Origin of the sequence: Sphingomonas ginkgonis, from assembly GCF_003970925.1 — a bacterium.
Classification (GTDB): Bacteria; Pseudomonadota; Alphaproteobacteria; order Sphingomonadales; family Sphingomonadaceae; genus Sphingomicrobium; species Sphingomicrobium ginkgonis.
In genome coordinates this window covers 1,441,717-1,457,396 of sequence record NZ_RWJF01000001.1, presented here as the reverse complement: position 1 = coordinate 1,457,396, position 15,680 = coordinate 1,441,717, and the positions used below count along the sequence as shown (strand labels likewise).

The 15,680-nt window shown below is 69.3% G+C and carries 20 protein-coding genes; 13 read left to right on the top strand and 7 right to left on the bottom strand.

What is annotated here, in order from left to right; all coding sequences use genetic code 11:
* Positions 1-67: 67 nt before the first annotated feature.
* Positions 68-616, top strand: a complete 549-nt coding sequence (locus HMF7854_RS07135; protein WP_338056330.1) for a gluconokinase — start codon at positions 68-70, stop codon at positions 614-616.
* Here the strand turns inward: HMF7854_RS07135 and HMF7854_RS07130 are convergent, their stop codons facing one another.
* A complete protein-coding gene (locus HMF7854_RS07130; protein ID WP_126718465.1) occupies positions 617-1,294 on the bottom strand; it encodes a FadR/GntR family transcriptional regulator in 678 nt (225 codons plus the stop codon).
* Between the two features lie 269 nt (positions 1,295-1,563).
* Here HMF7854_RS07130 and HMF7854_RS07125 point away from each other — a divergent pair, with 269 nt between their 5' ends.
* The 3 genes from HMF7854_RS07125 (at position 1,564) to HMF7854_RS07115 (ending at position 3,482) form a co-directional block, all read left to right on the top strand.
* Complete coding sequence (locus HMF7854_RS07125; RefSeq protein WP_126718464.1) at positions 1,564-1,839, top strand: response regulator transcription factor; 276 nt, start codon at positions 1,564-1,566, stop codon at positions 1,837-1,839.
* A gap of 66 nt (positions 1,840-1,905) precedes the next feature.
* Complete coding sequence (locus tag HMF7854_RS07120) at positions 1,906-3,012, top strand: Gfo/Idh/MocA family protein (protein WP_126720110.1); 1,107 nt, start codon at positions 1,906-1,908, stop codon at positions 3,010-3,012.
* Positions 3,009-3,482 carry a cupin domain-containing protein gene (locus HMF7854_RS07115; protein ID WP_239016878.1) on the top strand — a complete coding sequence of 158 codons (474 nt, stop codon included), beginning with the start codon at positions 3,009-3,011 and terminating at the stop codon, positions 3,480-3,482. Before HMF7854_RS07120 ends, HMF7854_RS07115 begins: the two co-directional genes overlap by 4 nt.
* Positions 3,483-3,484: 2 nt before the next feature.
* Here the strand turns inward: HMF7854_RS07115 and HMF7854_RS07110 are convergent, their stop codons facing one another.
* Entirely contained in the window at positions 3,485-4,504 is a 1,020-nt protein-coding gene (locus tag HMF7854_RS07110; RefSeq protein ID WP_185829197.1) for an SMP-30/gluconolactonase/LRE family protein, read from the bottom strand.
* 122 nt (positions 4,505-4,626) lie between these two features.
* On the opposite strand from HMF7854_RS07110, the gene HMF7854_RS07105 reads away from it, so the two are divergent.
* From HMF7854_RS07105 to HMF7854_RS15730, 3 genes are read left to right on the top strand one after another with little or no spacing between them, the layout of a single operon-like run.
* On the top strand, positions 4,627-5,505 hold the full coding sequence (locus HMF7854_RS07105) for an alpha/beta hydrolase (RefSeq protein ID WP_126718463.1): 879 nt from the start codon (positions 4,627-4,629) through the stop codon (positions 5,503-5,505).
* Positions 5,506-5,509: 4 nt separating this feature from the next.
* Positions 5,510-6,409, top strand: a complete 900-nt coding sequence (locus HMF7854_RS07100; RefSeq protein ID WP_126718462.1) for a sugar kinase — start codon at positions 5,510-5,512, stop codon at positions 6,407-6,409.
* A 56-nt stretch (positions 6,410-6,465) separates the two neighbouring features.
* Positions 6,466-6,630, top strand: a complete 165-nt coding sequence (locus tag HMF7854_RS15730; RefSeq protein WP_185829196.1) for a hypothetical protein — start codon at positions 6,466-6,468, stop codon at positions 6,628-6,630.
* 58 nt (positions 6,631-6,688) lie between these two features.
* Here the strand turns inward: HMF7854_RS15730 and HMF7854_RS07095 are convergent, their stop codons facing one another.
* The 5 genes from HMF7854_RS07095 to HMF7854_RS07075 all read right to left on the bottom strand — a co-directional run bounded on the left by HMF7854_RS07095 (position 6,689) and on the right by HMF7854_RS07075 (position 9,483).
* Positions 6,689-7,054 (bottom strand): MarR family transcriptional regulator, encoded by a 366-nt coding sequence (locus tag HMF7854_RS07095; RefSeq protein WP_126718461.1) that lies wholly within the window; start codon positions 7,052-7,054, stop codon positions 6,689-6,691.
* Positions 7,055-7,093: 39 nt separating this feature from the next.
* On the bottom strand, positions 7,094-7,546 hold the full coding sequence (locus tag HMF7854_RS07090) for a hypothetical protein (protein WP_126718460.1): 453 nt from the start codon (positions 7,544-7,546) through the stop codon (positions 7,094-7,096).
* Positions 7,547-7,585: 39 nt separating this feature from the next.
* Positions 7,586-7,930 carry a hypothetical protein gene (locus HMF7854_RS07085; RefSeq protein ID WP_126718459.1) on the bottom strand — a complete coding sequence of 115 codons (345 nt, stop codon included), beginning with the start codon at positions 7,928-7,930 and terminating at the stop codon, positions 7,586-7,588.
* 39 nt (positions 7,931-7,969) lie between these two features.
* The gene (locus HMF7854_RS07080) at positions 7,970-8,413 is read right to left on the bottom strand and encodes a LuxR C-terminal-related transcriptional regulator (RefSeq protein ID WP_185829195.1); all 444 of its coding nucleotides are present in this window, start codon (positions 8,411-8,413) and stop codon (positions 7,970-7,972) included.
* A 284-nt stretch (positions 8,414-8,697) separates the two neighbouring features.
* On the bottom strand, positions 8,698-9,483 hold the full coding sequence (locus HMF7854_RS07075) for a hypothetical protein (protein WP_126718457.1): 786 nt from the start codon (positions 9,481-9,483) through the stop codon (positions 8,698-8,700).
* 105 nt (positions 9,484-9,588) lie between these two features.
* On the opposite strand from HMF7854_RS07075, the gene HMF7854_RS07070 reads away from it, so the two are divergent.
* The 6 genes from HMF7854_RS07070 to HMF7854_RS07045 are packed head-to-tail and all read left to right on the top strand — an operon-like array spanning position 9,589 to position 15,598.
* Positions 9,589-10,296 carry a DUF4129 domain-containing protein gene (locus HMF7854_RS07070; protein WP_239016876.1) on the top strand — a complete coding sequence of 236 codons (708 nt, stop codon included), beginning with the start codon at positions 9,589-9,591 and terminating at the stop codon, positions 10,294-10,296.
* Positions 10,293-11,495, top strand: a complete 1,203-nt coding sequence (locus HMF7854_RS07065; RefSeq protein WP_126718456.1) for a hypothetical protein — start codon at positions 10,293-10,295, stop codon at positions 11,493-11,495. The genes HMF7854_RS07070 and HMF7854_RS07065 overlap by 4 nt, the downstream gene beginning before the upstream one ends.
* Complete coding sequence (locus HMF7854_RS07060) at positions 11,492-12,448, top strand: AAA family ATPase (protein ID WP_126718455.1); 957 nt, start codon at positions 11,492-11,494, stop codon at positions 12,446-12,448. The genes HMF7854_RS07065 and HMF7854_RS07060 overlap by 4 nt, the downstream gene beginning before the upstream one ends.
* Positions 12,445-13,749, top strand: a complete 1,305-nt coding sequence (locus tag HMF7854_RS07055; protein WP_126718454.1) for a DUF58 domain-containing protein — start codon at positions 12,445-12,447, stop codon at positions 13,747-13,749. Before HMF7854_RS07060 ends, HMF7854_RS07055 begins: the two co-directional genes overlap by 4 nt.
* Positions 13,746-14,744, top strand: a complete 999-nt coding sequence (locus tag HMF7854_RS07050; protein WP_126718453.1) for a stage II sporulation protein M — start codon at positions 13,746-13,748, stop codon at positions 14,742-14,744. The genes HMF7854_RS07055 and HMF7854_RS07050 overlap by 4 nt, the downstream gene beginning before the upstream one ends.
* Entirely contained in the window at positions 14,741-15,598 is an 858-nt protein-coding gene (locus HMF7854_RS07045) for an RDD family protein (RefSeq protein ID WP_239016875.1), read from the top strand. The genes HMF7854_RS07050 and HMF7854_RS07045 overlap by 4 nt, the downstream gene beginning before the upstream one ends.
* Positions 15,599-15,680: the final 82 nt, after the last annotated feature.

Sequence of the window (15,680 nt, the reverse complement as noted above, 5' to 3'; positions counted from 1 at the left end):
ATTCGCCGCTCGCGCCGCCCGGTATGAGCCGGTCGAGCGGCAGTCGGTCGCAGGGCGGGAATCCACATTGCAACACAGTCTTCGTCGACCCGGCGCCGGCCGCACCGCCTTGATCGTGATGGGCGTCAGCGGCTCGGGCAAGTCGACCGTCGGATCGCTCGCCGCGCGGGCGCTGGATTGCCGCTTCCTCGAAGGCGACAGTTTCCACGACCCGGCGGCGATCGCCAAGATGCAGGGCGGCGTCCCGCTCAGCGACGAGGACCGCTGGCCGTGGCTGGACCGGATCGCCGCCGCCGCCGGTCAGGCGATCGCCGACGACGGACGGGTGGTGATCGCCTGCTCCGCGCTGCGCCGCGCCTATCGCGACCGGCTGCGCTCGGCGATCCCTGGCACCACGCGCTTCGTCATGCTCGACAACAGCCGCGAGGAGATCCTGCAGCGGCTGACCGCGCGGTCGCACGAGTTCATGCCGGTGTCGCTGCTGGACAGCCAGTTTGCGGTGCTCGAGCGGCCGGCCGCGGACGAGCCGGCGACCATCCTCCTCAGCAACGTCCGGCCCGACGCCCTGTGCACGCAGATTCTCGGCTGGATGGGGAGCGTCCAGTCCGCCGGCTGATCACGGCAGCAGCCGCTTGCGACCCTCGGACAGGTGCCAGCGCATCGCCAGCGCGGCGCCGTCCGGATCCTGCGCCCGGATCGCGTCGACGATCATCTCATGCTCGCGCATCATCGCGTTGATGAACTCGGGCGGGCGCGAACGCGAGATGGCGACCCCGGCGCGCATGATCTGGTCGACGCCGGGCTGCAACGCGTCGAAGGCGGCGATGAACGCCTCGTTCGCAGTCGCCTCCGCCACCGCGCGGTGAAACTCCATATCCTCCTCGTGCGCCGGCGCGTTCGACAGGAGCGCGGCCCGGAGCTGCTCGAGCGCCTGCTCGATCAGCGCCATCGCTTCGGGCGAGCGGCGCGCCGCGGCGAGCCGCGCGGCTTCGGCCTCGAGCACCAGCCGAACCTCGTAGCTGCCCATGGTGGTCGGCATCTGCGCCAGCGGCAGATAGGCGGCGAGCCGGTCGGACGGGCGCCGCTTGACGAACGAGCCCGCGCCGCGCCGCGCTTCAGTGATGCCGTCAGACGACAGCCGCGCGAGCGCCTCGCGGACCACCGTGCGCGACACGCCGAGCATTTCCGCCAGCCGCGACTCGGACGGCAGCCGATCGCCCACATCGGCCTGCTCGTCGTTGATGAACTGGACGATGCCCGCATAGGCCCGATCGGCCAACCGTAGGTGCGTCATCTCAGGCCCCCGACCGCGCCGGCGAAGCATGGACGCGGCGCCGATGCTGCGCAAGGGCCGCGCCCGCGAGCACGGCTCTCACGCCAGACTCGGCGCGTTTCTGTTGGACAGGTTTTCACCCCTTCCCCGCTCCCGCTCTCTCTGAAACTTTCCGAGCCTTGTCACAAATGGGCTTGAACCTGTCCAACAAATATCTTCTACTGCGATCAGGCGGGCGTCTTCAGGACCTGACGTCAGATCAGCAGTCCGCCACTTGGAGGAGATGGTCGATGAACGCGCACTTCGGGACATCGGGAAGCGGTTGGGAGCGGACGACCTCGGTCGCCGGGCACGGGAATGCTCCGGCGCTGACGCCGACCCAGCTCAAGGTTCTGCACGGGGTCCACTCGGGCCTGCTCAACAAGCAGATCGCATTCGAGCTCGGGATCGCCGAGTCGACCGTAAAGGCGCACATGACCGCGCTCATGCGCAAGCTCAACGTCCGCAACCGGACGCAGGTGGCAATGGCCGCCAGCATGTGGAGCGAGGACGCGCGCCGCGCCTGACCCGTCGGCCGCGCCGCGGCAACAATGGCGGCGCCGTTCGTTACCGCCAACACCAGGGAGGGGATGATGACGTTGGCCCGGCGCGACCTGATCACTTCGGCAATCGGCCTCGCCGTCGCCAGCAAGGCCATTGGCCGCGGGCCGGGCGACCGGCCGCTCGGCTATGCGATCGTCGGCCTCGGCTCCTACGGTCTCGGGGTCATTATCCCGCAGTTCGCCAACTGCACGCACAGCCGTCTGGCGGCGGTGGTGAGCGGCGATCCCGCCAAGGCCAAGCGGGTCGCGGCGGAGCACGGACTGCCGAACCGCTCCATCTACTCCTATGCCGACTTCGACCGGATCCGGGACAATCCCGACGTCGACATCGTCTATGTCTGCCTGCCCAACTCGATGCACGCGGAATACACGATCCGTGCCGCCCGCGCCGGCAAGCACGTCATGTGCGAGAAGCCGATGGCCGTGTCGGTCGCCGAATGCGAGGCGATGATCGCTGCGTGCAGGGCGGCCAACCGCAAGCTGATGATCGGCTATCGCTGCCACTTCGAGCCCTATAATCTGGAAGCGATGCGGCTGGCGCGGACCGGCGCCGCGGGCAAGGTCCGCTACGTGCGTTCGGAACATGGCTTCGTCCAGCGCGACCCTTCCAGGTGGCGGCTGAAGCGGGCGCTGTCCGGCGGCGGCTCGCTGATGGACATGGGTATCTACAGCCTGCAGGCGGCGCGCTACATGACCGGCGAGGAGCCGATTGCGGTCACCGCGCGCGAGTCTACCGACCGCCGCGACCCGCGCTTCACCGAGGTCGAGGACATCATCGACTGGACGCTCGAGTTTCCCTCCGGCGCGATCGCCAGCTGCCAGTCGATGTACAGCGCCAATCAGAACCATATCCTGCTGATGGGCGACGCCGGACGGGTCGAGCTGGAGCCGGCGACCCGCTACGACGGCAACCACATGTGGGTTGGGAAGGACGGGCGCGAGCGCGAGATCATGCCGGCGCCCGGCCCGGCGAAGACGCAGTTCGCGGGCCAGCTCGACCATTTTGCCGACTGCGTCCGCACCGGGCGCGAGGCGATCGTCTCCGGCGACGAGGGACTTCGCGACATGCGGATCGTGGAGGCGATCTACCGCTCGGCGCGCGAGGGCCGGACGCTTCGGCTGGACGGCCGGTCATGACCCGCGCGCTCCGCTGGTTGGCGCTGGCCTGCTCCGGTACCGCGCTGGCGCAGGGCGCGGCGAGTGACCCGACCGCCTTCGCCTCCTCCGCCGCGATCGCCGCGCAGGTGGCGGCGATGGACCGGGCAATGAAGCCAGGCCAGGGCTTCGCCTGGCAGCCGGTGGTCCGCGACGGCAACCGTGTGGCCGCCCTCGAAATCTGGAAACACCCAGGCCGCCCTGCGGTGCACCCGGCGGAGGCGGAATATGCGACGGTGATCGACGGCGAAGGGACACTGGTGTCGGGTGGAACGCTGGAGAATGCCAGCACGACCCGTCCCGACCTGGTCGAAGGCGACCGGATCGTCGGTGGCACCCGCCGTCCACTCCGGCGCGGCGACGTGATGCTGATCCCGGCCGGAGTTCCGCACGGCTTCGAGATCAGCGGCCGGCGGCTGGTGCTGCTCGGCACCAAGCTGCCGACGCGCTGACCTCAGCCTTGCCAACCGGCTCGCAGCGGCAGGTGCAGGACGCGATCGTTGGCGGTCATGAACAGGGCACGGCCCCGTTCGCCGAACGCGCAGTTGGCGATCGGACCGCCGGTCTCGACCAACCCGAGCGGCTCCGCCTCGGGGGTCATGAACATCATCCCGCCCGGCACCGAACAGACCAGTGTCCCGTCGCGCGCGACTTTCATCCCATCGGGCAGACCGGGCGCACCCGTGCCAGCCATCGCCTTGGCATCGAGCAGCACCCGCGACCCGCGCGGATGGCCGCGCGCATCGAGGTCGTAGACCATGATCCGCGGTGCGGCCTCGTCGGACACGGAAACGTAGAGCCGCCTTTCGTCGGGCGACAGCGCGATGCCGTTCGGACGGGTCAGGCTCCCGTCGAGCAGCGCCACCTCGCCGTCGGGACGCCAGCGATAGACACCATTGACCGGCTGCTCCTTGAGCGAGGACGAATCTCCGCCGGCCAGACCGTAGGGCGGATCGGTGAAGTAGATCGACCCGTCGCGCGCGACATGCAGGTCATTGGGGCTGTTGAAGCGCTTGCCGGCGTAGCGGTCGGCGAGCGCCACTCGGCGCCGACTGCCGAGATCGAAGCGATCGATGCTGCGGCCGCCGCTGTCGGCGATCAGCAGCCGTCCATGCCGGTCGAGCGCCAGGCCGTTGGCCCCGGGCTCCCGCACCAGCTTGGGATCAGTTCCGGCAGCGCCCGAGGGTTCGAGAAAGATGGTCGCGCCGTGACCGGGGCGCCATCGCCGGACCCGGTTCGCTGGCGGGTCGGAAAAGAGCAGGAAACCGCCGGCCGGTACCCACAGCGGCCCTTCCGCCCATTTAATGCCGGTAGCGATGACCTGCGGCTGCGCCCCGGGCGCCACCATCTTGTCGAGTGCCGGCGACAAGCGCCGCAGGCGGAGCTCGGTGGGCGTGCCCGCAGCCCGCGCAGCACCCATGGAGAAGAGGGCAAGGCTGCCGGCCAGAACCGTGCGACGATCGAACAACGGCATTCACTCCCTGCTCGCCCGTTGCGGTCGGGCGAGCGCACCTTGTGGCCCGCCGCGCCGCGGCGCAATCGCCTTGAGGTCGTAACATCGTGAAATCATCGCCCCCGCCCGCAGGAGAGAAGAAGATGCGCATGTTCATCGGCCTGATCATGGCCCTGCTCGCACCGGCTGCGGCCTGGGCCGCCGACCCGGCGCCGGTCCCACCGCCGAGCTATACCGCCATACCTTTATGGCCGAACGGTGCGTCCGGCTCCGAGGCGCGGCGGAACGAACCCGAGATCGCGCGCGACTATTGGGTCCGCAACATCCAAAACCCTTCGCTGCTGGCCTTCCCGGCAAGCGCAAAGCACAACAGCGGGGCGGCGGTGATTATCCTGCCGGGAGGCGCGCACCAGTTCCTGGTCTGGACCAACGAGGGGGTGAAGGTCGCCACTGCTCTCAACCGCATGGGGGTGTCCGCCTTCGTCCTCAAGTACCGGCTGGCGCGCGAGCCGGGATCCCATACCTCGATCGAGGGAGATGCGGCCGACGATACGCGGCGCGCTGTCCGCTGGGTCCGCGCGCATGCCGCCGACTACGGGATCGACCCCGCCCGGGTCGGGCTGATGGGCTTTTCCGCGGGGGGCGAGCTGGTCACGCTGGTCGCCGACAATGCAGAGCCGAAGGGTCGCCCGGTGCGCGACGCGCTCGACCGGCTGAACGGCAAGCCCGACTTCCAGGTGCTGGTGTTCCCCGGCCCGCTCGGACAGCCCGCGAACGACGTCGCCCATGCACCCCCCGCCTTCATCGTCGCCGGTTCCCTCGATGCCTGCTGCGGACCGCCCTCGGTCGCGCTCTACGAGCAGCTGCGCAAGGCGCACGTGTCAGCGGAACTCCACATGTATGCGGACTCCGACCACGCTTTCAATCTCGACGAGTCCAACCGCATCTCCATCCTTCATTGGCCGGACCGGCTGGCGGACTGGCTCGCCGACGGCGGATGGCTCGACCACCGGACGAAATAGGCCCATGGCGACCATCCTGTGCTGCGGCGAGGGAATGCTGGAGCTCTCCGCCGCCAGCGCTGTGGCGCCGCTCGGCGACTGTCAGTTGGGCTATGGCGGCGACACGCTCAACACCGCGATTCACCTCGCGCGGGCCGGGCACTCGGTCCAGTTCCTCACGGCGCTCGGCCTCGATCCGTTCAGCGCCGCGTTGCGGCAGGCGTGGCTGGCGGAGGGCGTGCTTGGTGAGCTGGTGCTGACCCATCCGACGCGTCGCGCCGGACTATATGCGATCACCACCGACGTTGAGGGAGAGCGGAGCTTCACCTACTGGCGCGGCAACAGCGCAGCCCAGGCCATGTTCGAGCTCGCGAGCGAGGCTCAGCTTGCCATGGCCGAGCGCTCTGCGCTGCTGTTCTTCTCGCTGATCACGCTGGCGATCCTGCCGCGCGCCGGCCGAGAGCGGCTGTTCGACCTTGTCCGCCGGGTGCGGGAGCATGGCGGCAGGGTCGCCTTCGACGGAAATTACCGGCCGAGCCTCTGGCGCGATCGGGCATCGGCGCGCGAGGCCCGCAACCAGGCGGTTGCGCTCGCCAACATCGGGCTCCCCACGCTGGACGACGAGACCGCGTTGTCGGGCTGGCGCGATCCGGCGGAAGTTGCGGAACACTGGGCCGGGCTGGGTTGCGCGGAGACGATCGTCAAGCTCGGCAGTGCCGGGTGCCGCCTTCCTTCGGGCGAGACGGTGGCGCCCGCCGCGGTGCTCCATCCGGTCGACACGAGCGGCGCGGGCGACGCCTTCAACGCCGCTTATCTCTCCGCGCGGCTGAGCGGGGACAGCATTGCCGCGGCCGCCAGCAAGGGCCATCGCCTGGCCGGCTGGACCATCATGCGCCCCGGCGCGACACCGCGCGCGGACGACTAGGTCCGGATCGACCTGCGACGTCGATCGCCCGGACTCAAGAGTCCTTAGTGTGGCAAATGACGGGAGGCCGCAGTGCTTTCCAGAAGGCGATCCAGTGCATCTTGGCAGGCCGCGGCAAAGGCGGAACCGGGTTCCAACGCGTCCATGATCGCAATGGCCGCTTCGACATGATGCTGGATCTGGCCGATGGAATGCAGTCGCGCGCGCTCGCCTGGACCTGATAGATGCATACAAGCGGCTCCCCGCGTCCGCCTGCCGGCACGATCCGGTAATAATGCATTAAACGGACCAGCTGCGCAACATTTCCCCAAGGCAAGCTTCCGTACGCTCGAGACCGCTGGCGCTGAGGCGGAGCTGCCTCGTCTCGCCTCTACCCGACGGCAGAAGCTCGATCAGCCCTTCGGCTTCCAGATAGTCGAGCCAGCGCGTGAGCGATGCCGACGAACTGGAAAGGCTGGCGGCAAGCTCAGGCAGGTCCATCGGGCCGACCGGGTCATGGACGTAGATGGCTAGAAGGGCCTCCCACGCGGTCTCGCCCAGCATGTTGAGGGGGAAGTGCCGCTGGCGCACGCTGCGATGCGCGATCACCGCGCGCGCGAAATCGATCAGGCGGTCACGGTCGGCCGAGGACGTTTTAACCGCCATTCGGGTTCTTCTGCCGGACGGCCGGTTCCGCGACCATCGTCATCTCCAGCTGTCTTTCCAGTCGCGCTCGGCGCCGTGCAGCAGCACGCGCCGGCGGTGGTTCATGATGCCGACGGCGGTGACCGCCAGCATCGGCCAAGCCCAGACGGTGACCAGGATCGCGTAACCGGCCGCCGGAAGCGGCGGGAAGATCGACTTGGCGATGTGGGCGAGGATCGTCGCGACCTGCAGGCCGGCCAGCGCGATCGGCCAGAAACGATTGGCCCAGAGCGCCAGGACGACGAGCGCCGCGCCGAGCGCAAGGTCGGCGACTGCAAGCCCCGCCGGCAGGCTGCTAAATCCGCCGGAGATCCGCACGAAGCCGGCCGAGAAGGACATCAGCAAGGCGCCGAGCTGCGCGACAATGGCCACCCGTTCCGGCCCGGCGCCCGCCGAAAAGGCGTAGATGGAACAGAATCCCAGGGCGACGAGAAAGGCGATGATGTGAAGCAAGCTGAACCCCCGTTCTTCGCCTTTCCGTCGCCCCAGTGATCAAGCGACGATCGAGAGCGGCGCAGCCTCGTGCTCGGACGAGGGCGGGCATTCCCAGATGTCCCCATAGCTGAAGGCACCGAGCCCGATCTCGATCTGGGTCTCGCGGAACGCGTGGTGCGCTTCGATCATCTGCTTGCGGGCGGCGACCAGCTGCGCAGTCGCGCCGGCGATCAGGGTCAGCGCCTCCTGCCCCGTCGCGAGCGGAAGCTTCGCTGCCTTGCGACCTTCGACCACTGCGATAGCAAGTTTCGCGCTGTGCACGATGGCGGCATCCAGGTCCCGCTCCGCCGGGATGAGCTCGCGGGCGACGGCCTGCGCCGCGGCATGACGTTGATTAAGCACTGGGGTCTCCTAACAATGGGGCGTACGCCGAGACGGAGACTATTGGCCAAAGGTTTTCCAAAGCTGGTTGGCGCCCTGAGCCGCTCCGACGAGAGCGGCCAAAGACAGGATCGATCCGACCGCGACGGCCAGGATCGCCAGCAAGGTCATCCCCGCCCCGAGCGTGTTGATCGGCGGCGGCTGGTCGATAGCCGCGCCGGCAGCGGATCGTCCGCCGTCCAGCGCGCTCTCGATCTCCGAGCTTTCGCGCCCTTGCGGTAGCTCTGCGCCGCCATAGTACGGCTCGACCGTAGTTCCTTGGGGACCGCCGAAAACGAGGGCCGCCGCCGCCGCGGACGAGGTAACACCGAGCTGCTGGCGAACAGCCAGCAGATGCTTTTCCACCGCGTAGTGGGTGATCCCGAGCTGCCGACCGATCTCCTTCGCCGTCTTGCGGCGCCAGAAGCCTTCAAGGCACTGCAGCTGTCGGGACGTGAGCTTCACATCCGGAGCCCCGAGGATAGTGGGGGGCATCGATTCTCCGCTTCCCTGATCGCGTCGCTAGACCCGAAACAAGGCTCGGATCGATTCGGTCCGACCGCTATATCAGTTCAGGCCCCGGAGGCATCGCCCACCCTGCCCTTCAGCTGGGTCTCACGCGTGTAGGGCGGGCTCTCGGACGCCGCCGCCCCCGTCACAACGGTCCTGTCCTGCAACGCTTCGGCAACGATTTCCGGTTCGATTGCGGAGTAACCAGACGTGAGCCGAACGCGAGGGATTGCCCGAGATCAGGCGAAGACCTGGTGCAGTTCGCCGGCGCCGCCGCCTTCGCGCGCGTCGCGAAGCTCGATGAACAGCGAGGGCTGGATGGTCGACCAGAGCAGGTTGAAGATGCCGGTCGAAACGACGCTCCAGACGAACATCAGCAGCGGCAAACGCTGGGTGAACTGACCCGGCGACCCGGTCAGGCGAGCGGCGAAACCTACCAGTGCCAGCGAAAGATAGAAGACAACCAGGATGGCGGCGAGCAGGCCGAAGACCTTCCAGCGCGATCCCTTGGTCAGCTCGCGGCTGCGGCCAAACGCTCCGATCACGCCGGTCCGCTCCTCGACCAATGCTGAAACCGCGACGGCCCACATGGTCAGCAGGATCAGGCCGGGCACGATCAGCAGCAGGGTGCCGAGAAAGATGCCGATGTACCAGAGGATCGTGAAGCCGACGACCGGCAGCGCGTAGCGCAGCCCCGCCGACAGGCTTTCGCCCAGCGACGGCCCGCGCCCCTCATGCTCGACCACCAGCGCGCGGGTCATCGTCGCCTGCGACAGCGCGTTGAACACGGCGATCAGCAGGAAGGAAAGCAGCTGCAGCGTGCCCAGCCCCGCCGCCATGGGTCGCGACAGGCCCGGCTGGATCGCACCGAAGTTGAGCAGTTGCCCAAGCCCGACCGGAAGCGCGCTGAACAGGAAGGCGGTGACGAGCGCCAGCGCCGGGTTGCGCCCGATGAACCCGAACGCGCGCGAGAAGACGCGGCCAATCGACACCTCGCCCGACACGGCCTGATACGCAGTCGCCATCTTGCTTGTCCCCCATTGACCGGAGACAGGTTGCGGCGGGGCGAACGAGCTGTCCAGCCTTATTGCGCTTGCGCCCGTGCTGACGACGTTTCATGCTTCAGTTTAATGGGGGATCTCGACAACGGAGCCGGGTCGACGGCGCGCGCGCCATCGTTCGACGCGGCGTGGCGGCAGCTTCACGCCGATCCCTCGATCCAGTTCAGCCTCTCCCCCGCCGCGCCGAAGCCCAAGCCACCAGCCTGGGTCGAGACGCTCGGGCGATGGGTCGAGGCCGCTTTGCGCCCCATCGGCCGTTTCTTTGGCTGGCTGTTCAGCCATCTCCCCGACGCCGCCTACGCCCGCATCATCCTGGTCACGCTGCTGGTCGCGGGCGCCGCGCTGATCCTCTACCTGGTCGTCCAGCGGGCGCGCAGCGGCGAGTGGCGGTGGCCGTGGCACCGCCAGCCCCCGCTTCCCGCGGGCGAGGCGGCCGACCTCGACTGGCAGCCCGACGCCGCGCCGGTCCGCGCCTGGCTCGACGAGGCCGACGCGCTCGCCGCGCAGGGCCGGTTCGCCGAGGCCATCCACTGCCTGTTGCTGCGCTCTGTCGACGACATCGCGCGACGCCGGCCGCAGCTCGCCCGCCCCGCCCTCACCGGCCGCGAGCTCGCCGCCTCGGTCCTGCTGCCGGAGCGGGCACGCGTGCTCTTCTCCGGCATCGCGTCGACCGTCGAGCGCAGCCTGTTCGGCGGCCGCGCGGTCGACGGCGGAGAATGGTCCGAAGCGCGCGCCGCCTACAGCGCCTTCGCGCTTGCCTCGAGCTGGTCGCGATGAGTGCATCGAGCGCGCCTGACCCGTTCCGCCGCTCGCTGCTCCTGCTGCTGACGGGCGTCGGCGTGCTGGCGTTCGTCGCTACGCTGCTACTCGGCGCCTACGCCCCCGACCTCCGCTCGGGCAGGAACGGCGGCGGCCACGCGCTGTCGAACGCCGCGATCGGCTTCAGCGGTCTCGTCCGCCTCGCCGAACTTACCGGCCGCAACCCGCGGATCTATCGCAGCGAGGAGGAGCTCGGGACCAGCGACGACCTGGCGGTGATCACTCCGCCGAGCGGCTCGACCGACCTCGGCAAGGTGCTTGCGGCGCGCGGGGCCCGCGCGACCTTGATCGTCCTTCCCAAGTGGCAGACCGAGAAGCGCGAGCGACCCGCCGGCTGGGTGTCGGCGAGCGGCCTGATGCCACCGATGCTCCTCGAGAACGTGCTCGAGCCCGCGATCCGCATCCGAGTCTCGCGGCGGAAGACCGCTCATGCCCCGCTGCAAAACCGCTCTCCCCTGGTCCCGTCGGCCGCGTTGCTGCGCGAGCCGCCGATCATGCAGAGCATCGCGGGCGCGCACGTCACCCCTGTCATCGTCGACAGCCGGGGAGCGACCGTGCTCGGCCAGATCGGCACGCGAAACCTGTTCCTGCTGTCCGACCCCGACCTCCTCGACAATGTGGCGATGGCGGATCGCCAGCAGGCGCTGGGCGCGCTGACGATGCTCGACGACCTCAACAGCAGCGGCGCCAGGAGCATCCTGTTCGACGTCACCACCAATGGCCTCGGCCACTCGCGGAGCCCGCTCCGGCTCGCCTTCGACCCGCCCTTCCTTGCTGTCACCCTGTGCCTCGCGGCAGCGCTTCTGCTCGCCGGCTGGCAGGCGCTGACCCGCTTCGGTGCGCCGCTCGTGCCGCGCCGGGCGATCGCCTTCGGCAAGGCCGCGCTGGTCGAGAACAGCGCCGCGCTGGTCCGCAAGGCGCGGCGCGAGACGCGGCTCGGCGGCCGCTACGCCGAGGTGGCGCGGAACCGCGCGGCGGCTTTGTACCGCCTTCCGCCGTCCACCAGCGCCGCGGAGACCGACGCCGCACTCGACCGCCTCCGCCCCGAGCGCCCCTTCTCGGCGCTCGCGGCGAATGTCGCGGGAGCCCGCACCCGCGGCGAGCTGGTCGCCGCGGCCCAACAGATGACCCGATGGATCGAGGAGACGCGTGAGTGACGATTGACGAGGTGAAGGCGCTTGGCGACGCGATCCGCGGGCAGGTCGCCAAGGCCGTCGTCGGGCAGGACCAGACGGTCCACCTGATGCTGGTCGCGATGCTGTCGCGCGGCCACATGCTGCTCGAAGGCCCGCCGGGCACCGCCAAGACCCTCCTCGCGCAGAGCTTCGCCGCCGCGGTCGGTCTCGGTTTCGGGCGGATTCAGTTCACCCCCGACCTGATGCCCAGCGACATTCTCGGCGCCAACCTGTTCAACTTCCAGACGTCCAGCTTCACGCTGACCCGCGGCGCCATCTTCACCGACCTGCTGCTCGCCGACGAGATCAACCGCACCCCGCCCAAGACTCAGGCCGCGCTGCTCGAGGCGATGCAGGAGCGGCAGGTCACGATCGACGGGAAGAGCTTCCCGCTCGGCGACAACTTCCTCGTCGTGGCGACCCAGAACCCGATCGAGCAGCAGGGCGTCTATCCGCTCCCCGAGGCGCAGCTCGACCGCTTCCTGTTCAAGCAGCTGGTCGACTATCCGAGCCCAGCCGAGGAGCGGCGGATCATCGCCAGCCACAGCGCTCGGCCCAACGCGATGGAGCCCGGAAGCTGGGGAGTCGAAGCGGTCGCCAGCGCCGACTCCATCCGCACCGCGGTCGGAGCGGTCGACCGCATTCGCCTGGTGGAGGAGATCGTCGACTATATCGCCGCGCTGATCCGCGGGACGCGCGAGGTCGCCGACCTCCAGTCGGGCGCCAGCCCGCGCGCCGGGGCGATGCTCGCCGGCGCCGCCCGCGCCCGCGCCGCGCTCGACGGCCGCGACTTCGTCATTCCCGACGACGTGAAGGCGCTCGCCCCCGCCGTGCTGCGCCACCGCATCCTCCTCTCGCCCTCGGCCGAGATCAACGGCCGTCGGGTCGAGGACGTGGTGCTCTCGATCATCGACGGGATCGAGGCGCCGCGTTGATCTACCCGACCCGCCGCGCGGTCGTGCTGATGGCGCTCGGCGCGCTGCTGGCGCTCGCCGTCGCGGCGTGGTCGAGCGGCCGCTGGGCGATGGCGCTGGTGTGGCCGCTCGTCATCGTGCTGTTAGTCGGGCTCGACGCCCTCAAGAGCCGGGGCCCGCTCGCGGTGGCGCTCGAGCTTCCGGGCAGCGCCTATGTCGGCGAGACCCGAGACGCGACAGTCGACCTTCGGCTCGGCGCCCGCGCCGACGTTGCGCAACTCGCGCTGGCCCACTCGCCGGTGGTCGAGCCGCTGGGTAGCGACCGATCGGAGGTCGGACTTGCCGCCGGCGCAGCGAGCGTGCGCCTCCCGCTCGCCATGCTCCGCCGCGGCACCGCCAGGATCGAGCGGCTGTGGCTGCGCTGGCAGGGGCCGCTGGGGCTGGTCTGGCGCCAGCACGAGCAGGCGGTCGACCAGCCCTTCCCCATTCTTCCCGACCTCCGCCCCACCCAGCGGCTCGGGGCGACCCTGTTCGAACGCTATGCGGTCGACGGGACGATGCGGCAATTCACCCGCGGCGAGGGCAGCGACTTCGACGCGCTCGTAGAATTCCGCCCCGGGATGGACCGGCGTGCGATCGACTGGAAGAGCAGCGCGCGCGCGACCCGGCTGCTCGCCCGCCACTATCATGGCGAGAAGAACAACCAGATCGTCTTCGCGCTCGACTGCGGCCGCCAGATGTCGGAACCGGTCGCCGGGCTGCCGCGTCTGGACCGGATGATCGCCGGGATCCTGCTCACCGCCTGGCTCGCTTTGCGCCTCGGCGACCGGGTCGCGATCAACGCCTTCGACAGCCGCCCGCGGGTCGCCAGCGGCCTCGTCTCGGGCGCCGGCGCCTTCGCCGAGGTCCAGCGCCTCACCGCCTCGATCGACTATGGCGTCGACGAGACCAACTACACGTTCGCGCTGACCGACCTCAACGCGCGCCTGTCGCGCCGCTCGCTGGTGATCCTCTTCACCGAGTTCACCGATCGCGTCTCGGCGCGCTTCCTGCTCGCCACCGTCCGACTGCTGATCCGGACCCATCTCCTGCTCGTCGTGGTGCTCCGCGACGAGGAGCTGGAGGCGTTCGTCGAGGCTCGGCCCGACAGCGCCGACGATGTCACCCGGGCGATCACCGCCGCCGAGCTGATCCGCGACCGCCAGGAGGTCATTGCCGAGCTCCGCCGCCTCGGCGTCGAGGTGCTCGAGGCCGACCACGAGCGAGTCGCGCCCGCGATTGCGGAGGCCTATCTCGAGATCAAGCGGAGGGACCGGCTGTGAGCGGCCCGCTCGTGAACGCCACCCGCTTTCGCGCCGAGCATTCGGCCGACTGGGAGCGGCTCGACCAGCTCGTCACCCGCCTCGAGCGCAAGTCGCTCCGTTCGCTCAGCGACGACGACCTGCTCGATCTTCCGCGGCTCTACCGCTCGACCCTGTCCTCCCTGTCGGTGGCGCGGGACACCTCGCTCGACCGCTCGCTGCTGACCTATCTCGAGCAGCTCAGCACCCGCGCCTATTTCCAGATCTACGGAGTGCAGACTTCGCCCGGGCGGCAGGTCCTCCGCTTTTTCGCGCGGGGCTGGCCGCTGGCGATTCAGGCCCTGTGGCGCGAGCTGCTGTTCTGCGCCGTGCTGACCGCCGCGTCCGCGCTCGCCGCCTTCCTGCTGGTGCGCGGCGATCCGGACTGGTTTTACGGGATCATCCCGCAGGGCATGGCTGCCGGGCGCGATCCAGCCGCCTCGACCGCCTTCCTGCGCGGCACCCTCTACGGCAACGAGCGCGACGGGCTGATGGTCTTCGCTACCTTCCTCTTCACCCACAATGCCCAGATCGCCATCTTCGCCTTCGCGCTAGGCTTCGCCTTCGCCGTCCCGTCGGTGCTGCTGATCACCTACAACGGGCTGATGCTCGGCGCGATTTTCGCGGTCTTCGCCGCGCACGGGCTCGCCCACAACCTCGCCGGCTGGCTGCTGATCCACGGCACGACCGAGCTGCTCGCCATCTGTGTCGCCGGGGCTGCCGGCATCCGCATCGGGCTGGCGCTCGCCTTCCCCGGCGCCGCGCAGCGGATGGAGGCGCTGGTCGCGGCAGGCCGGACGGCGGCAACCGCGATGCTCGGCGCGGTGCTGATGCTGAGCGTCGCCGGGATCCTCGAGGGGGTCGGACGGCAGACGATCACCGACGACGGGCTCCGCCTGCTGGTCGGGGCAGTCGCCCTGGCGGGTTGGCTGCTCTATTTCTTCCTGCCTCGCCGGACCGTGGACGAGGCACGATGAACGCCGTTGCCGCCCGTCGCAGCGTCGGATCGATGCGCCGCCATTTCGTCACGCCGGAAGGGGTTGATCTTCAGCTGTCGCTCGGAACCGCGGGCGCGCGCGCCGGCGCCTTCATGGTCGACGCGCTGCTGATGGTCGCGCTGCTGGTCGCGGTTACCTTGTTCCTGCTCTACCTGCGCGTGAAGCAGCTCGACCAGTTCCTCATGATCCTCTGGCTGATCGGCTTCTTCCTCCTCCGGAACTTCTGGTTCGTGCTGTTCGAGATGGGCCGCCGCGGCGCAACCCCGGGCAAGCGGCTGACCGGATTGCGGGTCGTGGCCCGCGACGGCGACCGTCTGACCGGAGCCGCCGTCGTCGCCCGCAACGCGATGCGCGAGATCGAGATCTTCCTCCCCCTCTCCTTCCTCGCCGCGCAGGCCAGCGAGGGGCTCGCCGACAGCTTTCTCACCATCTTCGCGCTGGGGTGGAGCGGCATCTTCCTCTTCTTCCCGCTGTTCAACCGCGACCGGCTGCGCGTCGGTGACCTGGTCGCGGGTACCTGGGTGGTCGAAGCGCGTCGCGAAGCGCTCTCCTCCGACCTTGTGGGAGAGCCACGCGGGCATCGCCGCCAATTCCCTGAAGCGGCGCTCGCTGCCTATGGCATCTACGAACTGCAGCGGCTGGAGCAGGTGCTCCGCGGCGAGCAGCCGGCCGCGGTGGCGACCGTCGCGCACACTATTCGCGACAAGTTCGCCATAGCCAGCGACGGCGACGACTATGGCTTTCTGTCCGACTTCTACGCCGAGCTGTGCCACCGGCTGGAGCAGGGCCTGATGCTGGGACGTTGTCGCCAATCCAAGCACAACGACACCTGAGCAAACGATGCCGACTCCCGTCGCGGAGACCAGGAGAATTCGTTTTCGAGCAGCTTTGGTCCGGATAGTTTCGCCCCACTGA

Excerpts from the sequence above, each read along its gene's own strand:
- HMF7854_RS07045 (WP_239016875.1), top strand. The coding sequence starts at position 14,741 with ATGAACGCCGTTGCCGCCCGTCGCAGCGTCGGATCGATGCGCCGCCAT.
- HMF7854_RS15730 (WP_185829196.1), top strand. The coding sequence starts at position 6,466 with ATGACGGGAGGCCGCAGTGCTTTCCAGAAGGCGATCCAGTGCATCTTG.
- HMF7854_RS07095 (WP_126718461.1), bottom strand. The coding sequence starts at position 7,054 with ATGGCGGTTAAAACGTCCTCGGCCGACCGTGACCGCCTGATCGATTTC.
- HMF7854_RS07070 (WP_239016876.1), top strand. The coding sequence starts at position 9,589 with ATGGGGGATCTCGACAACGGAGCCGGGTCGACGGCGCGCGCGCCATCG.
- HMF7854_RS07100 (WP_126718462.1), top strand. The coding sequence starts at position 5,510 with ATGGCGACCATCCTGTGCTGCGGCGAGGGAATGCTGGAGCTCTCCGCC.
- HMF7854_RS07065 (WP_126718456.1), top strand. The coding sequence starts at position 10,293 with ATGAGTGCATCGAGCGCGCCTGACCCGTTCCGCCGCTCGCTGCTCCTG.
- HMF7854_RS07075 (WP_126718457.1), bottom strand. The coding sequence starts at position 9,483 with ATGGCGACTGCGTATCAGGCCGTGTCGGGCGAGGTGTCGATTGGCCGC.
- HMF7854_RS07125 (WP_126718464.1), top strand. The coding sequence starts at position 1,564 with ATGAACGCGCACTTCGGGACATCGGGAAGCGGTTGGGAGCGGACGACC.
- HMF7854_RS07110 (WP_185829197.1), bottom strand. The coding sequence starts at position 4,504 with ATGCCGTTGTTCGATCGTCGCACGGTTCTGGCCGGCAGCCTTGCCCTC.
- HMF7854_RS07115 (WP_239016878.1), top strand. The coding sequence starts at position 3,009 with ATGACCCGCGCGCTCCGCTGGTTGGCGCTGGCCTGCTCCGGTACCGCG.
- HMF7854_RS07120 (WP_126720110.1), top strand. The coding sequence starts at position 1,906 with ATGACGTTGGCCCGGCGCGACCTGATCACTTCGGCAATCGGCCTCGCC.
- HMF7854_RS07130 (WP_126718465.1), bottom strand. The coding sequence starts at position 1,294 with ATGACGCACCTACGGTTGGCCGATCGGGCCTATGCGGGCATCGTCCAG.
- HMF7854_RS07105 (WP_126718463.1), top strand. The coding sequence starts at position 4,627 with ATGCGCATGTTCATCGGCCTGATCATGGCCCTGCTCGCACCGGCTGCG.